This window comes from Campylobacter concisus, from assembly GCF_002092845.1.
In the GTDB taxonomy this organism is placed as follows: domain Bacteria; phylum Campylobacterota; class Campylobacteria; order Campylobacterales; family Campylobacteraceae; genus Campylobacter_A; species Campylobacter_A concisus_AQ.
In genome coordinates this window covers 1-16,339 of record NZ_LVXF01000007.1, presented here as the reverse complement: position 1 = coordinate 16,339, position 16,339 = coordinate 1, and the positions used below count along the sequence as shown (strand labels likewise).

Here is a 16,339-nt window from a genome sequence, read left to right as displayed (position 1 = left end):
GCCTACTCCTTTATGATCTCGTTTTTGTTATTTACATGCACGATGGTTGGCTTAAATTTCTTAGCCTTTTTAAATTTCATGCTAGCGTAAGCCACGATGATGACCACATCTCCTACGCAGACCTTTCTAGCAGCTGCGCCGTTTAGGCAAATTTCGCCTTTTTTGCCCTTTATCACGTAGGTGGCAAATCTCTCGCCATTATTTACGTCTAAAATTTCAACCTTTTGATTTTCTATCAAATTTGCAGCTTTTATCAGCTCCTCGCCGATGCTGATCGAGCCAACATAGTTTAAATTTGCGTCTGTTACGACGGCTCTGTGGATCTTACTAGCTAAAATTTCTATATTCATTTTTACCTCTTTAAAAGCTCTTTTACTACTTCTTTGTCGCTAAATGGGTGCTTGACGCCATTTATCTCTTGATATGGCTCGTCGCCTTTGCCAAGTATGACAAGCGCCCAGCCAGGCTCTAGCTTGCTGATAGCCAGTACGATCGCTTCTTTGCGATTGACGTTTCGTATCAAATTTTCATTTTGGCTCATACCAGCGCAAATTTCATCTATTATGCTCTCTGGCTCTTCGCTTCTTGGATTGTCACTTGTGACGATGCAAATTCTTGCGTATTTTTGGGCTATCGCTCCCATTTTTGGGCGCTTTGTCCTATCTCTATCGCCGCCTGCACCAAAGACTGCGATCAAATTTAGATGTCTAAGCGAGTTTAGCACCTTTTCTATGCCATCTGGCGTATGGGCAAAGTCCACGATGACTAGCGGATCAGTGCTAACCACTTCCATCCTGCCACTAACACCTTTAAATTTGCTTATCGCATTTGAAAGTGCGGCTGCGTCTGGACGCTCTAGCAAGCAAACAGCGCCAAGAGCGGCGATTAGGTTATAAAGATTAAACTCGCCTTGCAGACTTGAGTCTATCTCCACATCACCATTTGGCGTCTTGATAACCGCGTCTATGCCGTCCTTTAGCCCATAAACTACCGGCGCAAAGCTAGCTGGCTTTTTAAGCGAATACGTATAAGCGTTTTTTGGGTTAAATTTAATGCCATTATCATCAGCATTTATAAGCTTCATGCAATCATCATCAAAAAAGCTTGATTTTACTCTAGCATACTCCTCCATGCTCTTATGGTAGTCGAGGTGGTCTTGAGTCAAATTTGTAAAAATTTTTAGAGCAAATTTCAAGCTCTCTATACGTTTTTGGGCGATTGCGTGTGAGCTAACCTCCATCACAAAGTACTCACAGCCCTGCTCACTAGCTGCTTTAAGGTAAGAAAGCGTCTTTAAAATAGCACTCGTCGTAAGCGCCTTGTCATCTATCTGCTCACCCTCTATAAATGCCCCTCTCGTGCCACTTAGTCCGCATTTTTTGCCTAAATTTCGTAAAGTCTCATAGATAGCAGCAGCTGTTGTGGTCTTGCCATTTGTACCTGTGATGCCAACTATCTTTAAGCTTTCATCAATTTTTAAAAGCTTTTTGCACTCTTCAAGGCTGATTATCTTTGCACCATTTTTTACCGCTGCCTCTGCAAATTTTGCGTTTGCAGCAGTTTGCACAAAAAATGAACCCTTTTCGCACTCGTTTGAGTCATCTGTTATGAAGCTATTTTCTACTGATATTTTCATCGTTTTGTCTTTTTTGTATCTCTTTAAAAAGCTGATCTATACGCTCATCACCACCAAACATCACCGCCGCACTCTCAAGATAGTTTATGCTCATTTCGATAAAGTCATTTTTTATCAAATTTCCCAAAAATTCTAAAAAATCATCTTTGTTTGAGATCATTACCTTGGTTGAGAACATGATGTTTTCAAAGACCTTTTTGAAGCTCCCGTCCTTATAAACAGCCTTTTTAAAGTCCTCGTAGCTGATTGCATCTTGCTCTTCAAAATACTCATCGCTAGCCAATCTTGATTCTAAAATTTTTAAAATTTCATCCATTCCTTCATCATCTTCGCCAGCTCTTAGTTTATCCATAAAATAGTCAAATAAAAGTTTTGCTTCCTCTGCATTTTTCTCGCCAAGGGAGCAAATTTGTATCAAAAATAGTAAATTTTTATCCTGTGTCTTTTCGTAAGCTAGAGAGAAGTAAAAGATCGCTTCTTTAAATTTAGAACGTTTGAAGTGTTTAATGCCTATTTTTTTATAATCTATCAATGTCAAATTCCTCGCCAATCGGGATATTTACGACCTCAAGCTCTGGGTGGATATCCATACGAAGTTGTCTTTCGAGTCCATATTTTAGTGTAGTTGTGCTAGCTGCACATCCATGACAATGCCCTGTGAGTCTTACGTAAATTTTGCCGTTTTTTATGCCAAGTAGCTCCATGCCACCGCCATCATTTTCAAGCATCGGTAATACCTTTTGCAAACTCGCACTGACTGGTTTTAAAAGTTCTTCATCGCTAAATGGGATCATATCTTTTTCCTATTAATTTTTTGGGCTATTATAGCAAAATAAAAATGCAAAAAATAATGGCTATATTTTTGCTTAGCGCTAATTTTGCTTTGTAATGTAAACCTTTTTGATACGCCTAGTCAGCTTTAGTTTTTAAATATTTGAGCTAAAATTTAGTTAATTTTTGATTATAAGTTTTAGGATAAAAGGGCAAATTTGCCCTTTTTGTTTAATCTATTAGAAGTGATTTTATATCTACTTTTTGCTCGATCATCTTGCTCTCAAGCATAAATTCTTGCGTAGCTTCAAGTGCTTTTATATCTTCAGCCGTGATCTTTGGACTAAAGTCATACTGCGGATACATACTCTTTACCGCCTCTATGCTAAGCCCGGTCTCTTCAGCTGTAAATTTTAATGCCTCTTCCTCATTTGCTTTCATAAAAGCCAAAATTTCATCTTGAGCCTTTTTAAATTTCTCAACTAGATCTTTATGCTTTTTGTAAAATTCTCCGCTTGTGGCAGTAACGATGACTGGAGTGATGACGCCCTTGCCTGTTGTTACGACACTAAGTCCTGATTTTTTAGCATTATAAGCAGCTGGTCCAGCAAGAAGTGCTGCATCGACGCTACCATTTTCAAGTGCAGCTTGTGCAGCTGGGATGCCCATAGAAACGAACTCTACATCATTTATACCAAGTCCGCCAAGAGCAAGATATCTAACCAAAAGCTCATTTAATATCGTACCTTTTGGCCCTGCTATTTTTTTACCTTTTAGGTCTTTAGCGGTTTTTATACCTTTATCTTTAGCAAATATTGCAAAAGCTTCGGGTGCTCTTGAATAGGCACTTATGATCTTTATGTCAGCTTTGTTTGCCGCAGCAAGTATGACTGAAGTTCCGCCCACGCAGTTTAGAAACTGAAGTGAGTTTGAAGCTAGAGCTTGAGTCTGCTTTGCGCCTGATGTTATCTCAGAGTATTCGACTGGCATGCCAAAAGATTTAGCATAAAAGCCTTTAAATTTATCGACGATTGAGGGGACGTTTAGCGGCGATTTGACGTAGGTCATGCCGATCTTATCTAGCTCACTTGCGTTTGCGACTAGACAAAGCAAAGAGGCTGCACACAAAATCTTAAAAAACTTTCTCATATTTGCTCCTTTAAAAATTTTCCAAATTATATAACTTTTTGCTTCGTTTTGGTTTTAATTATCATTTTATAAAATGCTAAATTTCACTTAAAATTTTACGTTTTAAATTTATTAATTCATTGCAAAGCAAATCTCTTGGCTTAGCTAGATTTGACAGGTCATAGTTTGATTTCATCCCGCCTTTTTCAAGCAAAATGATCTCATCTGCTAAATATAGGGCTTCATCGACATTGTGAGTGACAAAAATGATGGTTTTACCGGCTTGGAGCTTTAAAATTTCAGCCTGCATGCTGGCTCTCGTAAAAGCATCAAGTGCTGCAAATGGCTCATCCATAAGGATCAAATTTGCTTCATATGCAAGCACTCTAGCAAGAGAAACGCGCGAGCTCATGCCGCCAGATAGCTGCGAAACAGCTGCAAATTTAAAGTCATTAAGTCCTATCATTGATATGAGCCTATCTATCTTTGCCTCGTCTATCTCGCACTTTTTAAGCGCAAATACGATATTTTCATAGACATTTAAAAAAGGCATGAGCCTAGGCTCTTGAAAGACAAAGCCGATCTTTGCTTGCTCTTTAAAATTTATCTCGCCTAGACTTACGCCCTCAAGTCCAGCAATAAGCCTTAAAAGAGTCGTTTTACCGCATCCACTTCTGCCAAGTATAACGGTGATCTTATCTTTTTTTATAGTTAAATTTAGCTCTTTTAAAACGTCGATACGCTTGTCATTAATAAAAAAATGCTTGGATAAATTTGAAATTTCTATCATTTTTCACCTCGCAAAAGGCTAAATTTAGATATCAAAAACAAAAATATCCTATCTATGAGCACGCCGCAAATTCCTATCGTAAAAATGCCTACAAATATCCTATCCGCGCGTGAAAGCTCCTCCGCATCAAGTATGAGATAACCTAGTCCGCTAGAAGCTGCGATCATCTCCGCTCCCACAATCGCTCGCATAGCGTAGCCAAAACCTATGCGCATACCGACAAAAATATCTTTTATGGCATTTTTTAGGATGATTTTGTAAAAAATTTCAAATTTACTAAAACAAAAAATTTTACCAACCTCGATGAGTTTTACATCGCAGCTAGTTAGCCCTTTTGAAATACTTAAAAACATTGGGAAAAACGATGCTAGGATGATAATAATAATTTTTGGAGTTTCGTTTATACCAAACCAAAGCACTAAAATGGCAATAAGGCTAAGTGGCGGAACATTTCTAAAAAACTCTAGTATCCACTCGTAATAAATACTAGCTTTTGGAAATAGCGCCGCCACTCCGCCAAAAGCAAATGCCAACACAAAAGCCAAAATATAACCAACAAATATACGCTTAAAGCTAATCATCACATGCGTTATTAGCTCGCCGCTTAAGCTCATATCAAGCATCGTTTTAAGTGTCGTAATAGGACTTGGCAATATATAAGGTGTGAAAATTTTAAGCTCGCAAACGACCTGCCAGAGGGCAAAGATCGCTAGGATCAAAACGCTCTTTTTAAAAATTTCTATCACAGCCCATCTCCATTGTGACAGCCATTTTCACAGTATAAAAGCTCGATGATATGATAGTTTTTAAGCTCGCTAAATTTATACGAAAATGCGTTTTGTATCTTTTCTTTACTACATAAGCTTAGTGTTTTTATGCCTAAATTTTCAAAAAATCCAGGAGGAATCGGGCTTGATTCTATTTTGTTTATTTGTAAATTTATGTCGTTTAGCTCTTTAAAATTTTTCCATGTTAAAAATGTAGTTCGCTCTAATTTTAAAGAATCTCCAAGCTCAGCCAAGTCATCACAAGGCGTTGTTATATAAAGCCACTCATCTTCTTTTAGTTTCGAGCTAAGTTCAATGGCGCTTTCAATTAAAATGGGATTTAAGCTTGAAATATTATTTGAAAATTCTTTGAAATTTGATCTTATAAAATTTACAGCTCTTGGACAGCGACTGTCTAAAACCATGCCTTTAGAGCATAAATTTTTATATGAATTTTTGATATCGCTAACATGATCTTTTTCGCACTCTACTATGTTAAAGCCCTTATTTTGCAAGAGCTCTTTTAACGTAGAGAAGTCATACATATTTTTTACAACGGGATTTAGCCAAAGTAGCTTTCTCAAGAGTTCTCCATAATTTTAATAATAGAAATCAAGATTCTATCATTTAGAAATTTAAACCAAGTAAAAAGAGCCTCTTATGACTAAAATCATAAAGATAGGCGGTACAAAAATATAAATTTAGCCTACACTTTTATATCTAATTTCTGTTTTTGCTCCACTTTTTCCATTAGCTTTAGTATATCAACTCCGTTTTTCTCAAGCTGCATTAGCTCCTTAAGATAGGCAAATTTCTCATCTTTGTTGATGTCGTAAGTAGCCAGTTTCTCGCTTCGTCCGATCACTGAAGCATAAACTTTGTTGCCATCAAGTTTGTCCGTATTTTGTACATTATAAAGCGAGAGCACGCCCTCTACCACCTCTTTAAAATCCGCCCCACTCTTCATGCCAGCTTTCATAAGCGTAAGAAATCTCTGTCTGCTCTCTTCGTCAGTAAAATTTATATTTTGTAGAGTTTGATACTCAACTGGAGGCTTATTAGTGCTAGTTAGCATGGAGATAGCCTTTTTGCCTATTGTAATGCTCTCCACGCCGACTCTTTCGCCAAGATATTGCCTAAGTGCATAATCAATCCACTTATCTTTAAACTCATCTATGCTTAGGTCCTTATCGAGTATCTCAAACCCTTCCACGTGGCTCTTGTGACCAAGCCCGAGAAGTGTGTTATCAAGTTTTGATGTATACTCTTTTGCAAAGAGATCGACATCTGTTGGATAATATCCTATGATCTCTTCGTGAGCTCTGCCAAAGCCAAGTGCTTTGGTCTGGTTGATAAAATTTTTGAGATCATTTATCTCATCTTGGCTGACTTGTTTGTCGTAACCCATGAGCTTACCCCAGATGCTTATCTTGCCATTAGCAGCCATGCCTGAGAGTGAGAAATTGCTAGCAAATGTTAGATTCTCACTATTTTTTTGAAATTTTATCGTATTTGTTTCATTTAAATTTATTGGCTCACTTCTAGTATCGGTATGACTTTTTCGTTCATCAACCAAACCGCTAGATAAATCATTTAAAGAATTTTTATCTATATTGAATTTAGTATTATTAGCATCAAGCTCTTGTGCTCTACTACTTTGCGAGCCAACATAAAAATTTGTGCCAACTCCATTTACACTACCTATCATCTCAAATCCTTTGAAATTTATAAGATATTTGAAACAAATATCGTCTTAATAAAATAAAATTTTAGTAAAGAGTTCAAAGGTAAAAATTTAAAATATATGATTTTAGATTAAAGGATTTACAACTTTTAACTATTAAATTTATGATTTTTTGGTTAATAAAATTTGATAAATAATTAAAGAAATTTATACTTTAGAAAGCTTTTGAAAGAAGGATTTTATTTTAAAGGTAAGAGAATTTTATATTCAAGAAATTAAAAAAAGAGAGCCGAGGCTCTCTAATAATTATTCAGCTACTAGCTCTATATAAGCCATCTCTGCTGCGTCGCCTCTGCGAACACGAGTCTTGATAATTCTTGTATAGCCGCCATTGCGCTCTTTAAATTTTGGAGCTACTTCAGTAACTAATTTATTTGTTGTTTCTTTATCTTGTAAAGAAGCAAATACTGCTCTATGAGCATTAGAGTCACCTTTTCTAGCTCTTGTGATTAGCTTTTCAACATAGCTTCTAAGCTCTTTTGCTTTTGGTAAAGTCGTCTCTATCTTTTCGCTTTTGATGATAGCTATCGCCAAATTTTTAAGCAATGCAGATCTATGAGATGACGTTCTACCAAGTTTGCGATATCCGTGTTTATGTCTCATCTATTGTCCTTTTATTCTTTTACACTCATTTGTGCTTTAAGCTCGGTTATTTTCTTTCTTAGTTGCTCTTTGCCATCTTTTAACACATCGGCACCAACTGGATAGCCTATCTCTTCCATAACCGCTTTAATCTCTTCAAGAGATTTTTTACCTAAATTTTTAAGCTCTTTAAGCTCATTTTCGTCCATTAATGCAAGCTCGCCAATAAATCTAATATCAGCTTTGTCAAGGCAGTTGAAACTTCTAGCGCTTAAATTTAGATCTTCTACGCTAGAAAGTAGCTTTGAAAACTCGCCACCTGTACTTGAGCTAGCAACTGGAGTACTAACATCAATATCTAAAATTCCTTTAAATACTGACATTTGTTGATACATAGCTTCTAAACAATTTTTAAAAGCCTCTATCGGACTAACTTGACCATCAGTTGTTATAGTAAATACAATCTTTTCATAGTCTGGGTCATCCTCAACCAAGACATTTTGTATATCATAAACTGCTTTTTTAACAGGTGTAAAAAAAGCATCAAGTGCGATATAGTCGTCTTCGATCTCTTCTCTAATCTCTTCACTAGGCACATATCCGATACCTTTTTGAATGATAACTGAAAAATTTAACTCAGCATCTTCGTTTATTGTAGCAAGGTATGCGTCTGGGTTAACAATCTCGACTAGATCATTATTTAGATCAGCCCCAGTTATCTCTTTTGGTCCTTTAAAGCTATACTCTATAACTTCGCGCTCGCTGGCGCTTTTTAATTTAAATCTGATTTTTTTCAAATTTATAATAAAAAATGCTACGTCTTCTAGCATACCACGCATACTATCAAATTCATGGCTAACGCCTTTTATCTTTACGCCAATAGGAGCAAAACCTACTGTGCTTGTGTAAAGAAGACGACGCAATGGGTGAGCCAAGGTAACAGCATAGCCCGCCTCAAAAGGATACGCTGTAATGTTAGCAACATTTTCGCTAACACTTTTAACTTCAATTTCAGTTGGCATATAAGCTGATGTAGTAATCTTTCTCATCTTTATACCCTCTATTATTTTGAATAAAGCTCTACTATAAATCTTTCCTCAACAGGAATGATAACCTCTTCTCTTTCTGGATTTCTAGTGAAAATTCCAAATTTTTTCTCTTTTTCAACATCTACCCAAGCAACAATACCAGTTTGCGCTGTAAGATCTATTGCACGAACAATTTGTGGATTGTTCTTAGATTTTTCAACAATCTCTACTTTTGCACCTGGCTCAACTCTGTAAGATGGTATATCTACTCTTTTGCCATTTACTAAAATATGTCCATGAGTTACTAGCTGGCGAGCAAAACGACGAGTTGTTGCAAAGCCCATTCTATAAACAACATTATCTAATCTTTGCTCTAGTAGTTGAACCAAAAGAGCACCGGTATTACCTTCGCGGCGTGCTGCTTCTTGAAATAATCTTCTAAATTGCTTTTCAGAAACACCATACATAAATTTAGCTTTTTGCTTCTCGCGAAGTTGTAAGCCATATTCGCTTATTTTTGCTCTTCTTTGTCCATGTTGTCCTGGCGCATAAGGTCTTTTTTCAAAAGCACTTTTACCAGCAAGTCTTCTTTCGCCTTTTAACGCAAGAGACACACCAAGACGTCTTTCTAATTTTTCAACAGGTCCTGTATATCTAGCCATAATAATTTCTCCTATTTTTCTCTAATTATACGCGGCGGCGTTTTGGCGGTCTACAACCATTGTGTGGTAAAGGTGTAATGTCTTTAAAGAAAGATACTTTAATTCCTTCAACAGTTCCTACACTTTTAACAGCCGTTTCACGTCCGCTACCTGGACCTTGAACTTTAATACCAACTTCTTTTATACCATGCTCTTTTGCTTTATTTAGAGCATCTTCAACTGCCTGCTGAGCTGCATAAGGAGTTGATTTTTTACTACCTTTAAAGCCTAAGCCACCTGCACTACTCCATGCAATAGCATTTCCCATTTCATCAGTTACAGTTACCATAGTGTTGTTAAATGTTGCACTGATATAAACGATACCTTTGGCTATGCTTTTTCTAACTACTTTTTTCTTAACAATTTTTCTTTTCGCCATTTATTATCCTTTAACCCTTGCCTTACTTAGTAGCTGCACCGACAGTTTTACGTCTGCCTTTTCTGGTTCTAGCATTAGTTTTAGTCTTTTGACCACGAACAGGAAGACCTTTTCTGTGGCGAAGACCTCTATAACTTCCAAGATCCATAAGAGCTTTGATATCCATAGCAACTTGTTTTCTCAAATCACCCTCAACGATATGATGCTCTTGAATTTCTTTACGGATGGCTGCTGCTTCGTCTTCACTAAGCTCATAAACTCTCTTGTCGTAAGAAATTCCAGCTGCGTCAAGAATTTGACGAGATTTATAAAGACCTATACCATAGATATAAGTCAAACCATACTCTATTCTCTTTTTGTTTGGTAAATCTACACCTGCAATACGTGCCATGCCTTATCCTTGTCTTTGTTTATGTTTTGGATTTTCGCAGATAACACGAATTATGCCACTACGTTTGACAATTTTACATTTGTCACACATCTTCTTTACAGAAGGACGAACTTTCATTTTAGTCTCCTAAAAATTTATTCCACTTTTTTAGGGGCTGCATCAGGTCTAAAGAAAGAATTTAGACCAACTATTTTCAAAATAAGTGGGGAACTTTGAAAATAATTCTTCATACAGCTTTTCGCAAAGCTTGGATTTTATCCAATACCAGCTTTAAATTTACTTAGCATATTTGCCAAGAGGCTAAATTTACTTATATCTATAAGTGATCCTGCCCTTATCTAGGCTATATGGCGTAAGTTCTACTTTTACGCGGTCGCCAGGCATTATCTTTATATAATGCATTCTCATTTTTCCGGCGATATGACATAAAATTATATGTTTGTTGTCAAGCTCAACTTTAAAAGTTGCATTTGGCAGTGCTTCAACAACATTTCCATCAATCTCAATGACATCGTCTTTTGCCACAAACTCTCCTTTCTTTAAATTTTTACTATAAATTTTATGCTTGGCTTAAAATTTCGGCTTTACCATTAACTATCGCCATGCAATGCTCATAATGGCTAGTTCTCAAACCATCTTTTGAGGTTACTTTCCAGTTATCACTTCCCAAAACTGGCGTGCCGTCTTTTTGGCAGATCATCGGCTCTATACAAAAAACCATTCCCTCTTTTATCTTTGGTCCAGCTTTTGGGTTGTTTCCATCAAGGTAGTTTGGAATTTCTGGCTCTTCGTGTGGCCTTTTGCCTATGCCATGACCACAATACCCACGTAAAGGTACATAGCCTCTACCTAGTATAAATTTCTCAAGCTCATAGCAAATTTCTTTAAAATGCATACCAGCTCTTATAAAATCTATCGCAAAATATAGTGCATCTTTTGAGCAAGCGATCAAAGCTTCATCTTCTTTTGAAATCTTACCAACCCCAAAAGTCCTAGCCGAGTCACCGAAATAACCATCTAAATTTGAGCCGATATCAACGCTAACGATATCGCCCTCTTTTAGCTTATACTCATTTGGGATTCCGTGGATCACCACTTCATTGACACTTATGCAAGCTGCATTTGGAAAGCCATAAAGACCTTTGAAAGCAGGTTTTGCCCCAGCAGCCCTTATCATATCTTCACAAATTTTATCTATCTCAAGAAGGGAAATTCCAGGCTTTATGATCGTAGAAACGTGATCAAGAGTTCGAGCGACGATCTTGTTCGCCGCTCTCATTTTCTCTATCTCAGCTGGTCTTTTAAGCGTGATAGCCATTTTATAGACCTACTGCACTTAGAGTTTGGTATTTGTTTGTATAAGACTGGGCTTCTATACGCCTCATCGTATCAAGTGCTACTGAAACCACAATAAGTACTGACGTGCCACCAAAATAAAATGGAACACCCATAGTCTTTACAAGTACCCAAGGCAGTGTTGAAATGATACCCAAGTATAAAGCACCACCTAAAGTTAGCCTTCCAGCTACTTCATTTAGATAGCTAGCTGTACTCTCACCTGGTCTAACGCCTGGGATAAATCCGCCTTGTTTCTTTAAATTTTCACTTATATCTTTTGTGTTAAACACGATCGATGCATAGAAAAACGCAAAGAAGATGATAAATAAAAATGTTAAAACGTTAAACATATAGCCATTTGGACTTAAAAAATCATTGATAGCTTGGATGACTGGATTTGTACTAGCTTGCAAGATTGTACTTGGAAACATCAAAATCGCACTAGCAAATATCGGTGGAATAACACCGCTTAAATTTACTTTGATTGGTATATAGTTCATTATACGTTTGTTTTGATTTTCCATTATCACTTTTCTTGAGTAGGAAATAGGGATACGCCTTTCACCCATCTCAACAAATATGATAGCGCCAATGGTAGCTAAGATAATCGCCAAAATAGCGATGACCGTTAGGAAATTCATCTCAGAGGTGTTTACTAAATTTATAGTTCCACCGATCGCACTAGGTATACCAGAGACGATACCAGCAAAGATGATAAGACTTATACCATTGCCTATACCACGTTGTGTTATTTGCTCACCTATCCACATAAGTAACATAGTTCCAGTTAGCATAGATACAGCAGAGATCGCGATAAATAAATTTATATCTATCATGATAGCTTGTTCGCCACCACGTCCGCTTAAGCTTTGAAGTCCGATAGAAACGCCGATTGATTGTACAAGAGTGATAACAATGGTTGCATAACGTATGATTTGCATATACTTTTGCATACCGTCACGCTCTTTTTTCATCTGACCTAATCTCGGAAATGTTGCTGCTAAAAGCTCCATAATGATCGAAGCTGTAATGTAAGGCATGATACCTAAAGAGATGATACTTAAACGCTCAGCAGCCTTACCACTAAACATATTAAACAGACCCAAGGCATTGCTATTGTTTGAATTAAAAAATTCTTTAATTACGTCGACATTAACACCAGGAACTGGCACATAAGCCAGTATCCTGTATGCGAACAAAAATGCCAACGTGATTAAAATCTTGTTGGTCAGTGTTTTATCCATTATTTTGTTCCGCTAACGCTAACGTTCTCGTCTTTGATCTTTGAAGCAAGAGCTTTTGCACTTGCACCGATTAGTTTTATCTTAGTAACGCTCTTTGAAATTTTATGAACGCTAGCTATTGTTGCTATTGAAATTTCAGTAAGCTCTTTTATAGCTGCAATTTTCTCGACATTAATAACATAAGGTTTTTCAAATTTAGAAGTAAAACCTACTTTTGGAAGACGCCTTTGAAGTGGTTGCTGTCCGCCCTCAAAACCTCTTTTCTCATTGTAGCCTTTTCTTGCTCTTTGGCCTTTGTTACCTTTGCCAGCAGTTTTGCCATTGCCGCTACCTTGACCACGACCTATTCTTTTGGTTGCATGAGTTGAACCTGCAGCAGGTGTTAATTTTTCTAATGCCATCTTAACTCCTTTCTCTTAGCTTTTTAGCAAACTAAGTGCTTTTATAGTAGCACGAACGACGTTTGCTGAGTTGTTTGAGCCAAGTGATTTAGTAAGGATATCCTTAATACCTGCAAGCTCGATAATAGGACGTGCACTACCACCAGCGATAACACCAGTACCCTCGCTAGCTGGGCGAAGTAGCATTCTACTTGCGTTGTATTTTACCTCTACATCGTGAGGGATAGTTGTGCCTTTAATCTTAACGTGGATAATATTTTTAAATGCGTCGTCAATCGCTTTTCTCATCGCATCTGGCACCTCTTTAGCTTTGCCATATCCAAAGCCAACTAGGCCATTTCTATTACCAACAACAACTAGAGCTGTAAATCTAAATCTACGACCACCTTTAACAACCTTTGTAACCCGACCGATATCGACGATTACTTCTTCAAATTCTTCTCTATTATATTTTTCCATCGATTTTCCTTTGGGTTATAGCTTGATGCCATTTTCTCTTAAAGCTTCAGCAAATGCTGCGATAACGCCATGGTACAAATAACCATTTCTATCAAAAACTGCAACATCTATCTTCTTAGCTTTTAAAGCCTTAGCAAATTCTTTAGCTAAAGTGACCGCACCTTCTTTATTTGCTTTTATGCCTATTTTTCTACCATCTACTGCTGCTAGTGTAGTAGCTGTAACGTCGTCAATCGCTTGAACATAAAGAGTTCTATTTGATTTAAAAATAGAAACTCTTGGGCAAGTTGCAACACCAGAAATTTTACCTCTGATTCTTCTTTTTCTCTTAATTCTAAGAGCGATTTTTCTTTTTAGTACTTTTGCTGTCATTTACCGCTCCTTACTTCTTAGATGTCTTGCCCGCTTTGCGGATGATACGTTCTTCTAGATATTTAACGCCCTTGCCTTTGTATGGCTCAGGTGGTCTAAATCCTCTAACTTGAGCAGCCACTTGGCCTACCACTTGTTTGTCATCGCCTTTGATAGTAATAACGTTTTTCTCAACACTAGCTTCAACGCCTGCTGGTAGCTCATAGTTGATAAGGTGTGAAAAACCAAGAGAAAGCTCTAAAATTTTACCTTTTGCAGCTGCTTTGTAACCAACGCCGTTGATCTCAAGCTGGCGAGTGAATCCCGCAGTGATACCAGTTACGATATTATTAGCAAGTGCTCTATATGTTCCCCAGTAAGCTCTGCTTTGGCGATCTTCGCCTTTTGGAGCAAAAACTATATGACCATTTTCTATCTTGACATCAACGTGACCTTTTGTGTCAAGCTCTTTTATATGATTGCCCTTTTTAAATTTTAGGACATTATTTTCAACGCTAACGTCTACACCACTTGGGATAGCGATAGGCTGTTTTCCAATACGTGACATTTTTTTCCTTTACTTGTCTAGGGTGTTCCTACATTTACGAATAAACACCACAATGCCGTAAATTTTATCGTCAGATTTGACGAAACCTTCATTTGAATTTCTAAATTTAGCTTTGGCAAAATCTAAAATTTTACCAAGCTAAAAATTTAACCTTATCTTAATAAGATTAAATAGCGTTTAATGCAGTTTATTACCAAACTGTACAAAGAACTTCGCCACCAACGCCAGCTTTACTTGCTTCAATACCGCTCATAACGCCTTTGCTTGTGCTAACGATAACTGTTCCGTAACCATTTTTAAAACGCTTAATGTCGTCTTTACCTTGATAAACACGGCGACCAGGTTTTGAAACCCTTTTAAGCTCGTTTATAACGCTTCTACCGTACTCATCATACTTTAAAACTACGTTTATAAATTTCTTGTTACCTTCTTCGATAACGTTGTAGCTCTCTATATAGCCTTTTGCTGCAAGGATAGAAAGAGTAGCCTCAACAACCTTAGAATGAAGCAATTTCGCAGTTTCAAGCTTTCTCATACTTGCATTTCTAATGCGTGTTAATCCATCTGATATTAAATCGTTTAACATTTCTCTTCCTTACCAACTTGCTTTTTTAAGACCAGGTATTAGGCCTTCGTTAGCCATTTTTCTTAGGCAAACACGGCAAATTCCAAAATCTTTATAAACAGAGTGCGGACGACCGCAAATTTGGCATCTAGTATAGCCACGAACCGCAAATTTTGGCTTGCGTGCAGCTTTTGCTATCATTGATTTCTTTGCCATTTTACTTTCCTTTTGCAAACGGCACACCAAATAGCTCTAGCAATTTGAATGCCTCTTTATCATTTTTAGCCGTAGTAGCAATCGTAATATTCATACCATGAGTTCGTAAAATTTTATCATACTCAACCTCTGGAAACATTAGCTGCTCACTAAGACCGAAGTTATAGTTTCCACGTCCGTCAAAACCATTTTTTGGAAGGCCACGGAAGTCTTTAACTCTTGGAAGAGCAACGCTGATTAGCTTATCTAAGAAAGCATACATTTGCTCTTTTCTTAAAGTTACTTTGATACCAACAGGAAAACCTTCGCGAACTTTAAAGCCAGCAACTGATTTTTTAGCATCAGTGATAACCGCTTTTTGTCCAGCGATAAGTGAAATGGTATCAGCCATATTTTGAAGCACTTTCTGATCTTTCGCAGAGTCTCCAGCACCTACACTGATCACGATCTTCTCGAGTGTAGGGATGAGCATTGGATTTTTAATGTCAAATTCTTTTACGAGAGCTGGCTTGATAGTTTCGTTAAATTTATCTTTTAATCTACTCATATCTCTTATCCTTCAACTTTCGCGACGTTTGATATGTCAATTGGCATCTCTTTATTTACGTGACCACCATTTGGAGTTTTTTCGCTTGGTTTGATAGCTTTTTTAGCTATTTTGCATCCCTCAACTATAACCTGACCTTTTTTTGCAAGAACTGCTAAAATTTTACCAGTTTTGCCTTTATCGTCACCAGCGATGATCTTAACGGTATCGCCTTTTTTGACTTTAAATTTTACATTAGCCATTATAAAACCTCCGGAGCTAGCGAAACAATCTTCATAAAGTTAGCATATCTAACTTCACGTCCAACTGGTCCAAAAATACGAGTGCCGACTGGCTCTTTTTTGCTATCAAGTATAACAGCTGCATTCTCGTCGAAGCGGATTAGCGAACCATTATCTCTTTGAACCTCTTTTTTAGTTCTTACAACAACAGCTTTTACAACCTGTCCTTTTTTGATCTTGCCATTTGGAAGAGCTTTTTTTACAGAGCAAACTATTATATCGCCAAGTGTAGCGTATCTTCTTTTACTACCGCCAAGAACTTTTATACACATTAACTCTTTTGCACCACTATTATCAGCAACTGCAAGTCTTGTAAAACTTTGAATCATTACTCAACTCCCTTTGCCAATACAGCTTTTAAGCGAAAATTCTTGCGAGCTGAAAGTGGTCTGCACTCGATCGCAACAACTGTATCGCCTGCTCTTGTCTCATTTTTCTCATCGTGAACTAAA

The 16,339-nt window shown here is 37.2% G+C and carries 28 protein-coding genes; all 28 read right to left on the bottom strand.

The window, feature by feature from the left end:
- Positions 1-2 precede the first annotated feature (2 nt).
- Positions 3-350 (bottom strand): aspartate 1-decarboxylase, encoded by a 348-nt coding sequence (panD, locus tag A3854_RS02730; RefSeq protein WP_002941539.1) that lies wholly within the window; start codon positions 348-350, stop codon positions 3-5.
- A gap of 2 nt (positions 351-352) precedes the next feature.
- Entirely contained in the window at positions 353-1,636 is a 1,284-nt protein-coding gene (locus A3854_RS02725; protein ID WP_084041215.1) for a UDP-N-acetylmuramoyl-L-alanyl-D-glutamate--2,6-diaminopimelate ligase, read from the bottom strand.
- On the bottom strand, positions 1,614-2,168 hold the full coding sequence (locus tag A3854_RS02720; RefSeq protein WP_021091130.1) for a hypothetical protein: 555 nt from the start codon (positions 2,166-2,168) through the stop codon (positions 1,614-1,616). The genes A3854_RS02725 and A3854_RS02720 overlap by 23 nt, the downstream gene beginning before the upstream one ends.
- Complete coding sequence (locus tag A3854_RS02715; RefSeq protein WP_021091089.1) at positions 2,155-2,430, bottom strand: NifU family protein; 276 nt, start codon at positions 2,428-2,430, stop codon at positions 2,155-2,157. Before A3854_RS02715 ends, A3854_RS02720 begins: the two co-directional genes overlap by 14 nt.
- Before the next feature lie 208 nt (positions 2,431-2,638).
- The gene (locus tag A3854_RS02710) at positions 2,639-3,556 is read right to left on the bottom strand and encodes an NrtA/SsuA/CpmA family ABC transporter substrate-binding protein (RefSeq protein ID WP_084041214.1); all 918 of its coding nucleotides are present in this window, start codon (positions 3,554-3,556) and stop codon (positions 2,639-2,641) included.
- A gap of 76 nt (positions 3,557-3,632) precedes the next feature.
- Positions 3,633-4,325 carry an ABC transporter ATP-binding protein gene (locus tag A3854_RS02705; protein WP_084041213.1) on the bottom strand — a complete coding sequence of 231 codons (693 nt, stop codon included), beginning with the start codon at positions 4,323-4,325 and terminating at the stop codon, positions 3,633-3,635.
- Positions 4,322-5,071, bottom strand: a complete 750-nt coding sequence (locus A3854_RS02700) for an ABC transporter permease (RefSeq protein WP_084041212.1) — start codon at positions 5,069-5,071, stop codon at positions 4,322-4,324. Before A3854_RS02700 ends, A3854_RS02705 begins: the two co-directional genes overlap by 4 nt.
- A complete protein-coding gene (locus A3854_RS02695) occupies positions 5,068-5,676 on the bottom strand; it encodes a hypothetical protein (RefSeq protein ID WP_084041211.1) in 609 nt (202 codons plus the stop codon). The genes A3854_RS02700 and A3854_RS02695 overlap by 4 nt, the downstream gene beginning before the upstream one ends.
- A 122-nt stretch (positions 5,677-5,798) precedes the next feature.
- Entirely contained in the window at positions 5,799-6,800 is a 1,002-nt protein-coding gene (locus A3854_RS02690; protein ID WP_084041210.1) for a hypothetical protein, read from the bottom strand.
- Between the two features lie 282 nt (positions 6,801-7,082).
- Entirely contained in the window at positions 7,083-7,439 is a 357-nt protein-coding gene (gene rplQ, locus A3854_RS02685) for a 50S ribosomal protein L17 (RefSeq protein WP_002941584.1), read from the bottom strand.
- 11 nt (positions 7,440-7,450) lie between these two features.
- Complete coding sequence (locus A3854_RS02680) at positions 7,451-8,467, bottom strand: DNA-directed RNA polymerase subunit alpha (protein ID WP_084041209.1); 1,017 nt, start codon at positions 8,465-8,467, stop codon at positions 7,451-7,453.
- Between the two features lie 14 nt (positions 8,468-8,481).
- Positions 8,482-9,108 carry a 30S ribosomal protein S4 gene (rpsD, locus tag A3854_RS02675; RefSeq protein ID WP_054197275.1) on the bottom strand — a complete coding sequence of 209 codons (627 nt, stop codon included), beginning with the start codon at positions 9,106-9,108 and terminating at the stop codon, positions 8,482-8,484.
- A 25-nt stretch (positions 9,109-9,133) separates the two neighbouring features.
- Positions 9,134-9,526: a 30S ribosomal protein S11 gene (gene rpsK / locus A3854_RS02670; protein ID WP_021091081.1), complete on the bottom strand. Its 393-nt coding sequence runs from the start codon at positions 9,524-9,526 to the stop codon at positions 9,134-9,136.
- A 22-nt stretch (positions 9,527-9,548) separates the two neighbouring features.
- Positions 9,549-9,917, bottom strand: coding sequence for a 30S ribosomal protein S13 (gene rpsM, locus A3854_RS02665; protein WP_002941610.1), 369 nt, complete (start codon positions 9,915-9,917; stop codon positions 9,549-9,551).
- A gap of 3 nt (positions 9,918-9,920) precedes the next feature.
- Positions 9,921-10,034: a 50S ribosomal protein L36 gene (gene rpmJ / locus A3854_RS02660; RefSeq protein WP_002941545.1), complete on the bottom strand. Its 114-nt coding sequence runs from the start codon at positions 10,032-10,034 to the stop codon at positions 9,921-9,923.
- A gap of 189 nt (positions 10,035-10,223) precedes the next feature.
- A complete protein-coding gene (infA, locus tag A3854_RS02655; protein ID WP_002848031.1) occupies positions 10,224-10,442 on the bottom strand; it encodes a translation initiation factor IF-1 in 219 nt (72 codons plus the stop codon).
- Between the two features lie 34 nt (positions 10,443-10,476).
- Positions 10,477-11,235: a type I methionyl aminopeptidase gene (map, locus tag A3854_RS02650; protein WP_084041208.1), complete on the bottom strand. Its 759-nt coding sequence runs from the start codon at positions 11,233-11,235 to the stop codon at positions 10,477-10,479.
- A 1-nt stretch (position 11,236) separates the two neighbouring features.
- A complete protein-coding gene (secY, locus tag A3854_RS02645) occupies positions 11,237-12,499 on the bottom strand; it encodes a preprotein translocase subunit SecY (protein WP_084041207.1) in 1,263 nt (420 codons plus the stop codon).
- Positions 12,499-12,900, bottom strand: a complete 402-nt coding sequence (gene rplO, locus A3854_RS02640) for a 50S ribosomal protein L15 (RefSeq protein WP_084041206.1) — start codon at positions 12,898-12,900, stop codon at positions 12,499-12,501. Before rplO ends, secY begins: the two co-directional genes overlap by 1 nt.
- A gap of 15 nt (positions 12,901-12,915) precedes the next feature.
- Positions 12,916-13,359, bottom strand: a complete 444-nt coding sequence (gene rpsE / locus A3854_RS02635) for a 30S ribosomal protein S5 (RefSeq protein WP_002941646.1) — start codon at positions 13,357-13,359, stop codon at positions 12,916-12,918.
- Positions 13,360-13,374: 15 nt separating this feature from the next.
- Positions 13,375-13,731, bottom strand: coding sequence for a 50S ribosomal protein L18 (rplR, locus tag A3854_RS02630; RefSeq protein ID WP_021091120.1), 357 nt, complete (start codon positions 13,729-13,731; stop codon positions 13,375-13,377).
- 10 nt (positions 13,732-13,741) lie between these two features.
- Positions 13,742-14,278 (bottom strand): 50S ribosomal protein L6, encoded by a 537-nt coding sequence (gene rplF, locus A3854_RS02625; protein ID WP_021091127.1) that lies wholly within the window; start codon positions 14,276-14,278, stop codon positions 13,742-13,744.
- A gap of 190 nt (positions 14,279-14,468) precedes the next feature.
- Positions 14,469-14,864, bottom strand: coding sequence for a 30S ribosomal protein S8 (rpsH, locus tag A3854_RS02620; RefSeq protein WP_084041205.1), 396 nt, complete (start codon positions 14,862-14,864; stop codon positions 14,469-14,471).
- A gap of 9 nt (positions 14,865-14,873) precedes the next feature.
- A complete protein-coding gene (locus tag A3854_RS02615) occupies positions 14,874-15,059 on the bottom strand; it encodes a type Z 30S ribosomal protein S14 (protein ID WP_002941532.1) in 186 nt (61 codons plus the stop codon).
- 1 nt (position 15,060) lies between these two features.
- A complete protein-coding gene (gene rplE, locus A3854_RS02610; protein ID WP_084041204.1) occupies positions 15,061-15,606 on the bottom strand; it encodes a 50S ribosomal protein L5 in 546 nt (181 codons plus the stop codon).
- A gap of 5 nt (positions 15,607-15,611) precedes the next feature.
- A complete protein-coding gene (gene rplX / locus A3854_RS02605; RefSeq protein WP_002941666.1) occupies positions 15,612-15,848 on the bottom strand; it encodes a 50S ribosomal protein L24 in 237 nt (78 codons plus the stop codon).
- Positions 15,848-16,216 carry a 50S ribosomal protein L14 gene (gene rplN / locus A3854_RS02600; protein ID WP_021091075.1) on the bottom strand — a complete coding sequence of 123 codons (369 nt, stop codon included), beginning with the start codon at positions 16,214-16,216 and terminating at the stop codon, positions 15,848-15,850. Before rplN ends, rplX begins: the two co-directional genes overlap by 1 nt.
- A partial coding sequence (gene rpsQ, locus A3854_RS02595) for a 30S ribosomal protein S17 (RefSeq protein ID WP_084041203.1) occupies positions 16,216-16,339 on the bottom strand: 124 nt, incomplete at its 5' end. The genes rpsQ and rplN, both read right to left, overlap by 1 nt.

Coding starts and splice junctions, on each gene's coding strand:
- panD (WP_002941539.1), bottom strand. CDS start 350: ATGAATATAGAAATTTTAGCTAGTAAGATCCACAGAGCCGTCGTAACA.
- A3854_RS02725 (WP_084041215.1), bottom strand. CDS start 1,636: ATGAAAATATCAGTAGAAAATAGCTTCATAACAGATGACTCAAACGAG.
- A3854_RS02715 (WP_021091089.1), bottom strand. CDS start 2,430: ATGATCCCATTTAGCGATGAAGAACTTTTAAAACCAGTCAGTGCGAGT.
- A3854_RS02710 (WP_084041214.1), bottom strand. CDS start 3,556: ATGAGAAAGTTTTTTAAGATTTTGTGTGCAGCCTCTTTGCTTTGTCTA.
- A3854_RS02705 (WP_084041213.1), bottom strand. CDS start 4,325: ATGATAGAAATTTCAAATTTATCCAAGCATTTTTTTATTAATGACAAG.
- A3854_RS02690 (WP_084041210.1), bottom strand. CDS start 6,800: ATGATAGGTAGTGTAAATGGAGTTGGCACAAATTTTTATGTTGGCTCG.
- rplQ (WP_002941584.1), bottom strand. CDS start 7,439: ATGAGACATAAACACGGATATCGCAAACTTGGTAGAACGTCATCTCAT.
- A3854_RS02680 (WP_084041209.1), bottom strand. CDS start 8,467: ATGAGAAAGATTACTACATCAGCTTATATGCCAACTGAAATTGAAGTT.
- rpsD (WP_054197275.1), bottom strand. CDS start 9,108: ATGGCTAGATATACAGGACCTGTTGAAAAATTAGAAAGACGTCTTGGT.
- rpsK (WP_021091081.1), bottom strand. CDS start 9,526: ATGGCGAAAAGAAAAATTGTTAAGAAAAAAGTAGTTAGAAAAAGCATA.
- rpsM (WP_002941610.1), bottom strand. CDS start 9,917: ATGGCACGTATTGCAGGTGTAGATTTACCAAACAAAAAGAGAATAGAG.
- rpmJ (WP_002941545.1), bottom strand. CDS start 10,034: ATGAAAGTTCGTCCTTCTGTAAAGAAGATGTGTGACAAATGTAAAATT.
- map (WP_084041208.1), bottom strand. CDS start 11,235: ATGGCTATCACGCTTAAAAGACCAGCTGAGATAGAGAAAATGAGAGCG.
- secY (WP_084041207.1), bottom strand. CDS start 12,499: ATGGATAAAACACTGACCAACAAGATTTTAATCACGTTGGCATTTTTG.
- rplO (WP_084041206.1), bottom strand. CDS start 12,900: ATGGCATTAGAAAAATTAACACCTGCTGCAGGTTCAACTCATGCAACC.
- rpsE (WP_002941646.1), bottom strand. CDS start 13,359: ATGGAAAAATATAATAGAGAAGAATTTGAAGAAGTAATCGTCGATATC.
- rplR (WP_021091120.1), bottom strand. CDS start 13,731: ATGACAGCAAAAGTACTAAAAAGAAAAATCGCTCTTAGAATTAAGAGA.
- rplF (WP_021091127.1), bottom strand. CDS start 14,278: ATGTCACGTATTGGAAAACAGCCTATCGCTATCCCAAGTGGTGTAGAC.
- rpsH (WP_084041205.1), bottom strand. CDS start 14,864: ATGTTAAACGATTTAATATCAGATGGATTAACACGCATTAGAAATGCA.
- A3854_RS02615 (WP_002941532.1), bottom strand. CDS start 15,059: ATGGCAAAGAAATCAATGATAGCAAAAGCTGCACGCAAGCCAAAATTT.
- rplE (WP_084041204.1), bottom strand. CDS start 15,606: ATGAGTAGATTAAAAGATAAATTTAACGAAACTATCAAGCCAGCTCTC.
- rplX (WP_002941666.1), bottom strand. CDS start 15,848: ATGGCTAATGTAAAATTTAAAGTCAAAAAAGGCGATACCGTTAAGATC.
- rplN (WP_021091075.1), bottom strand. CDS start 16,216: ATGATTCAAAGTTTTACAAGACTTGCAGTTGCTGATAATAGTGGTGCA.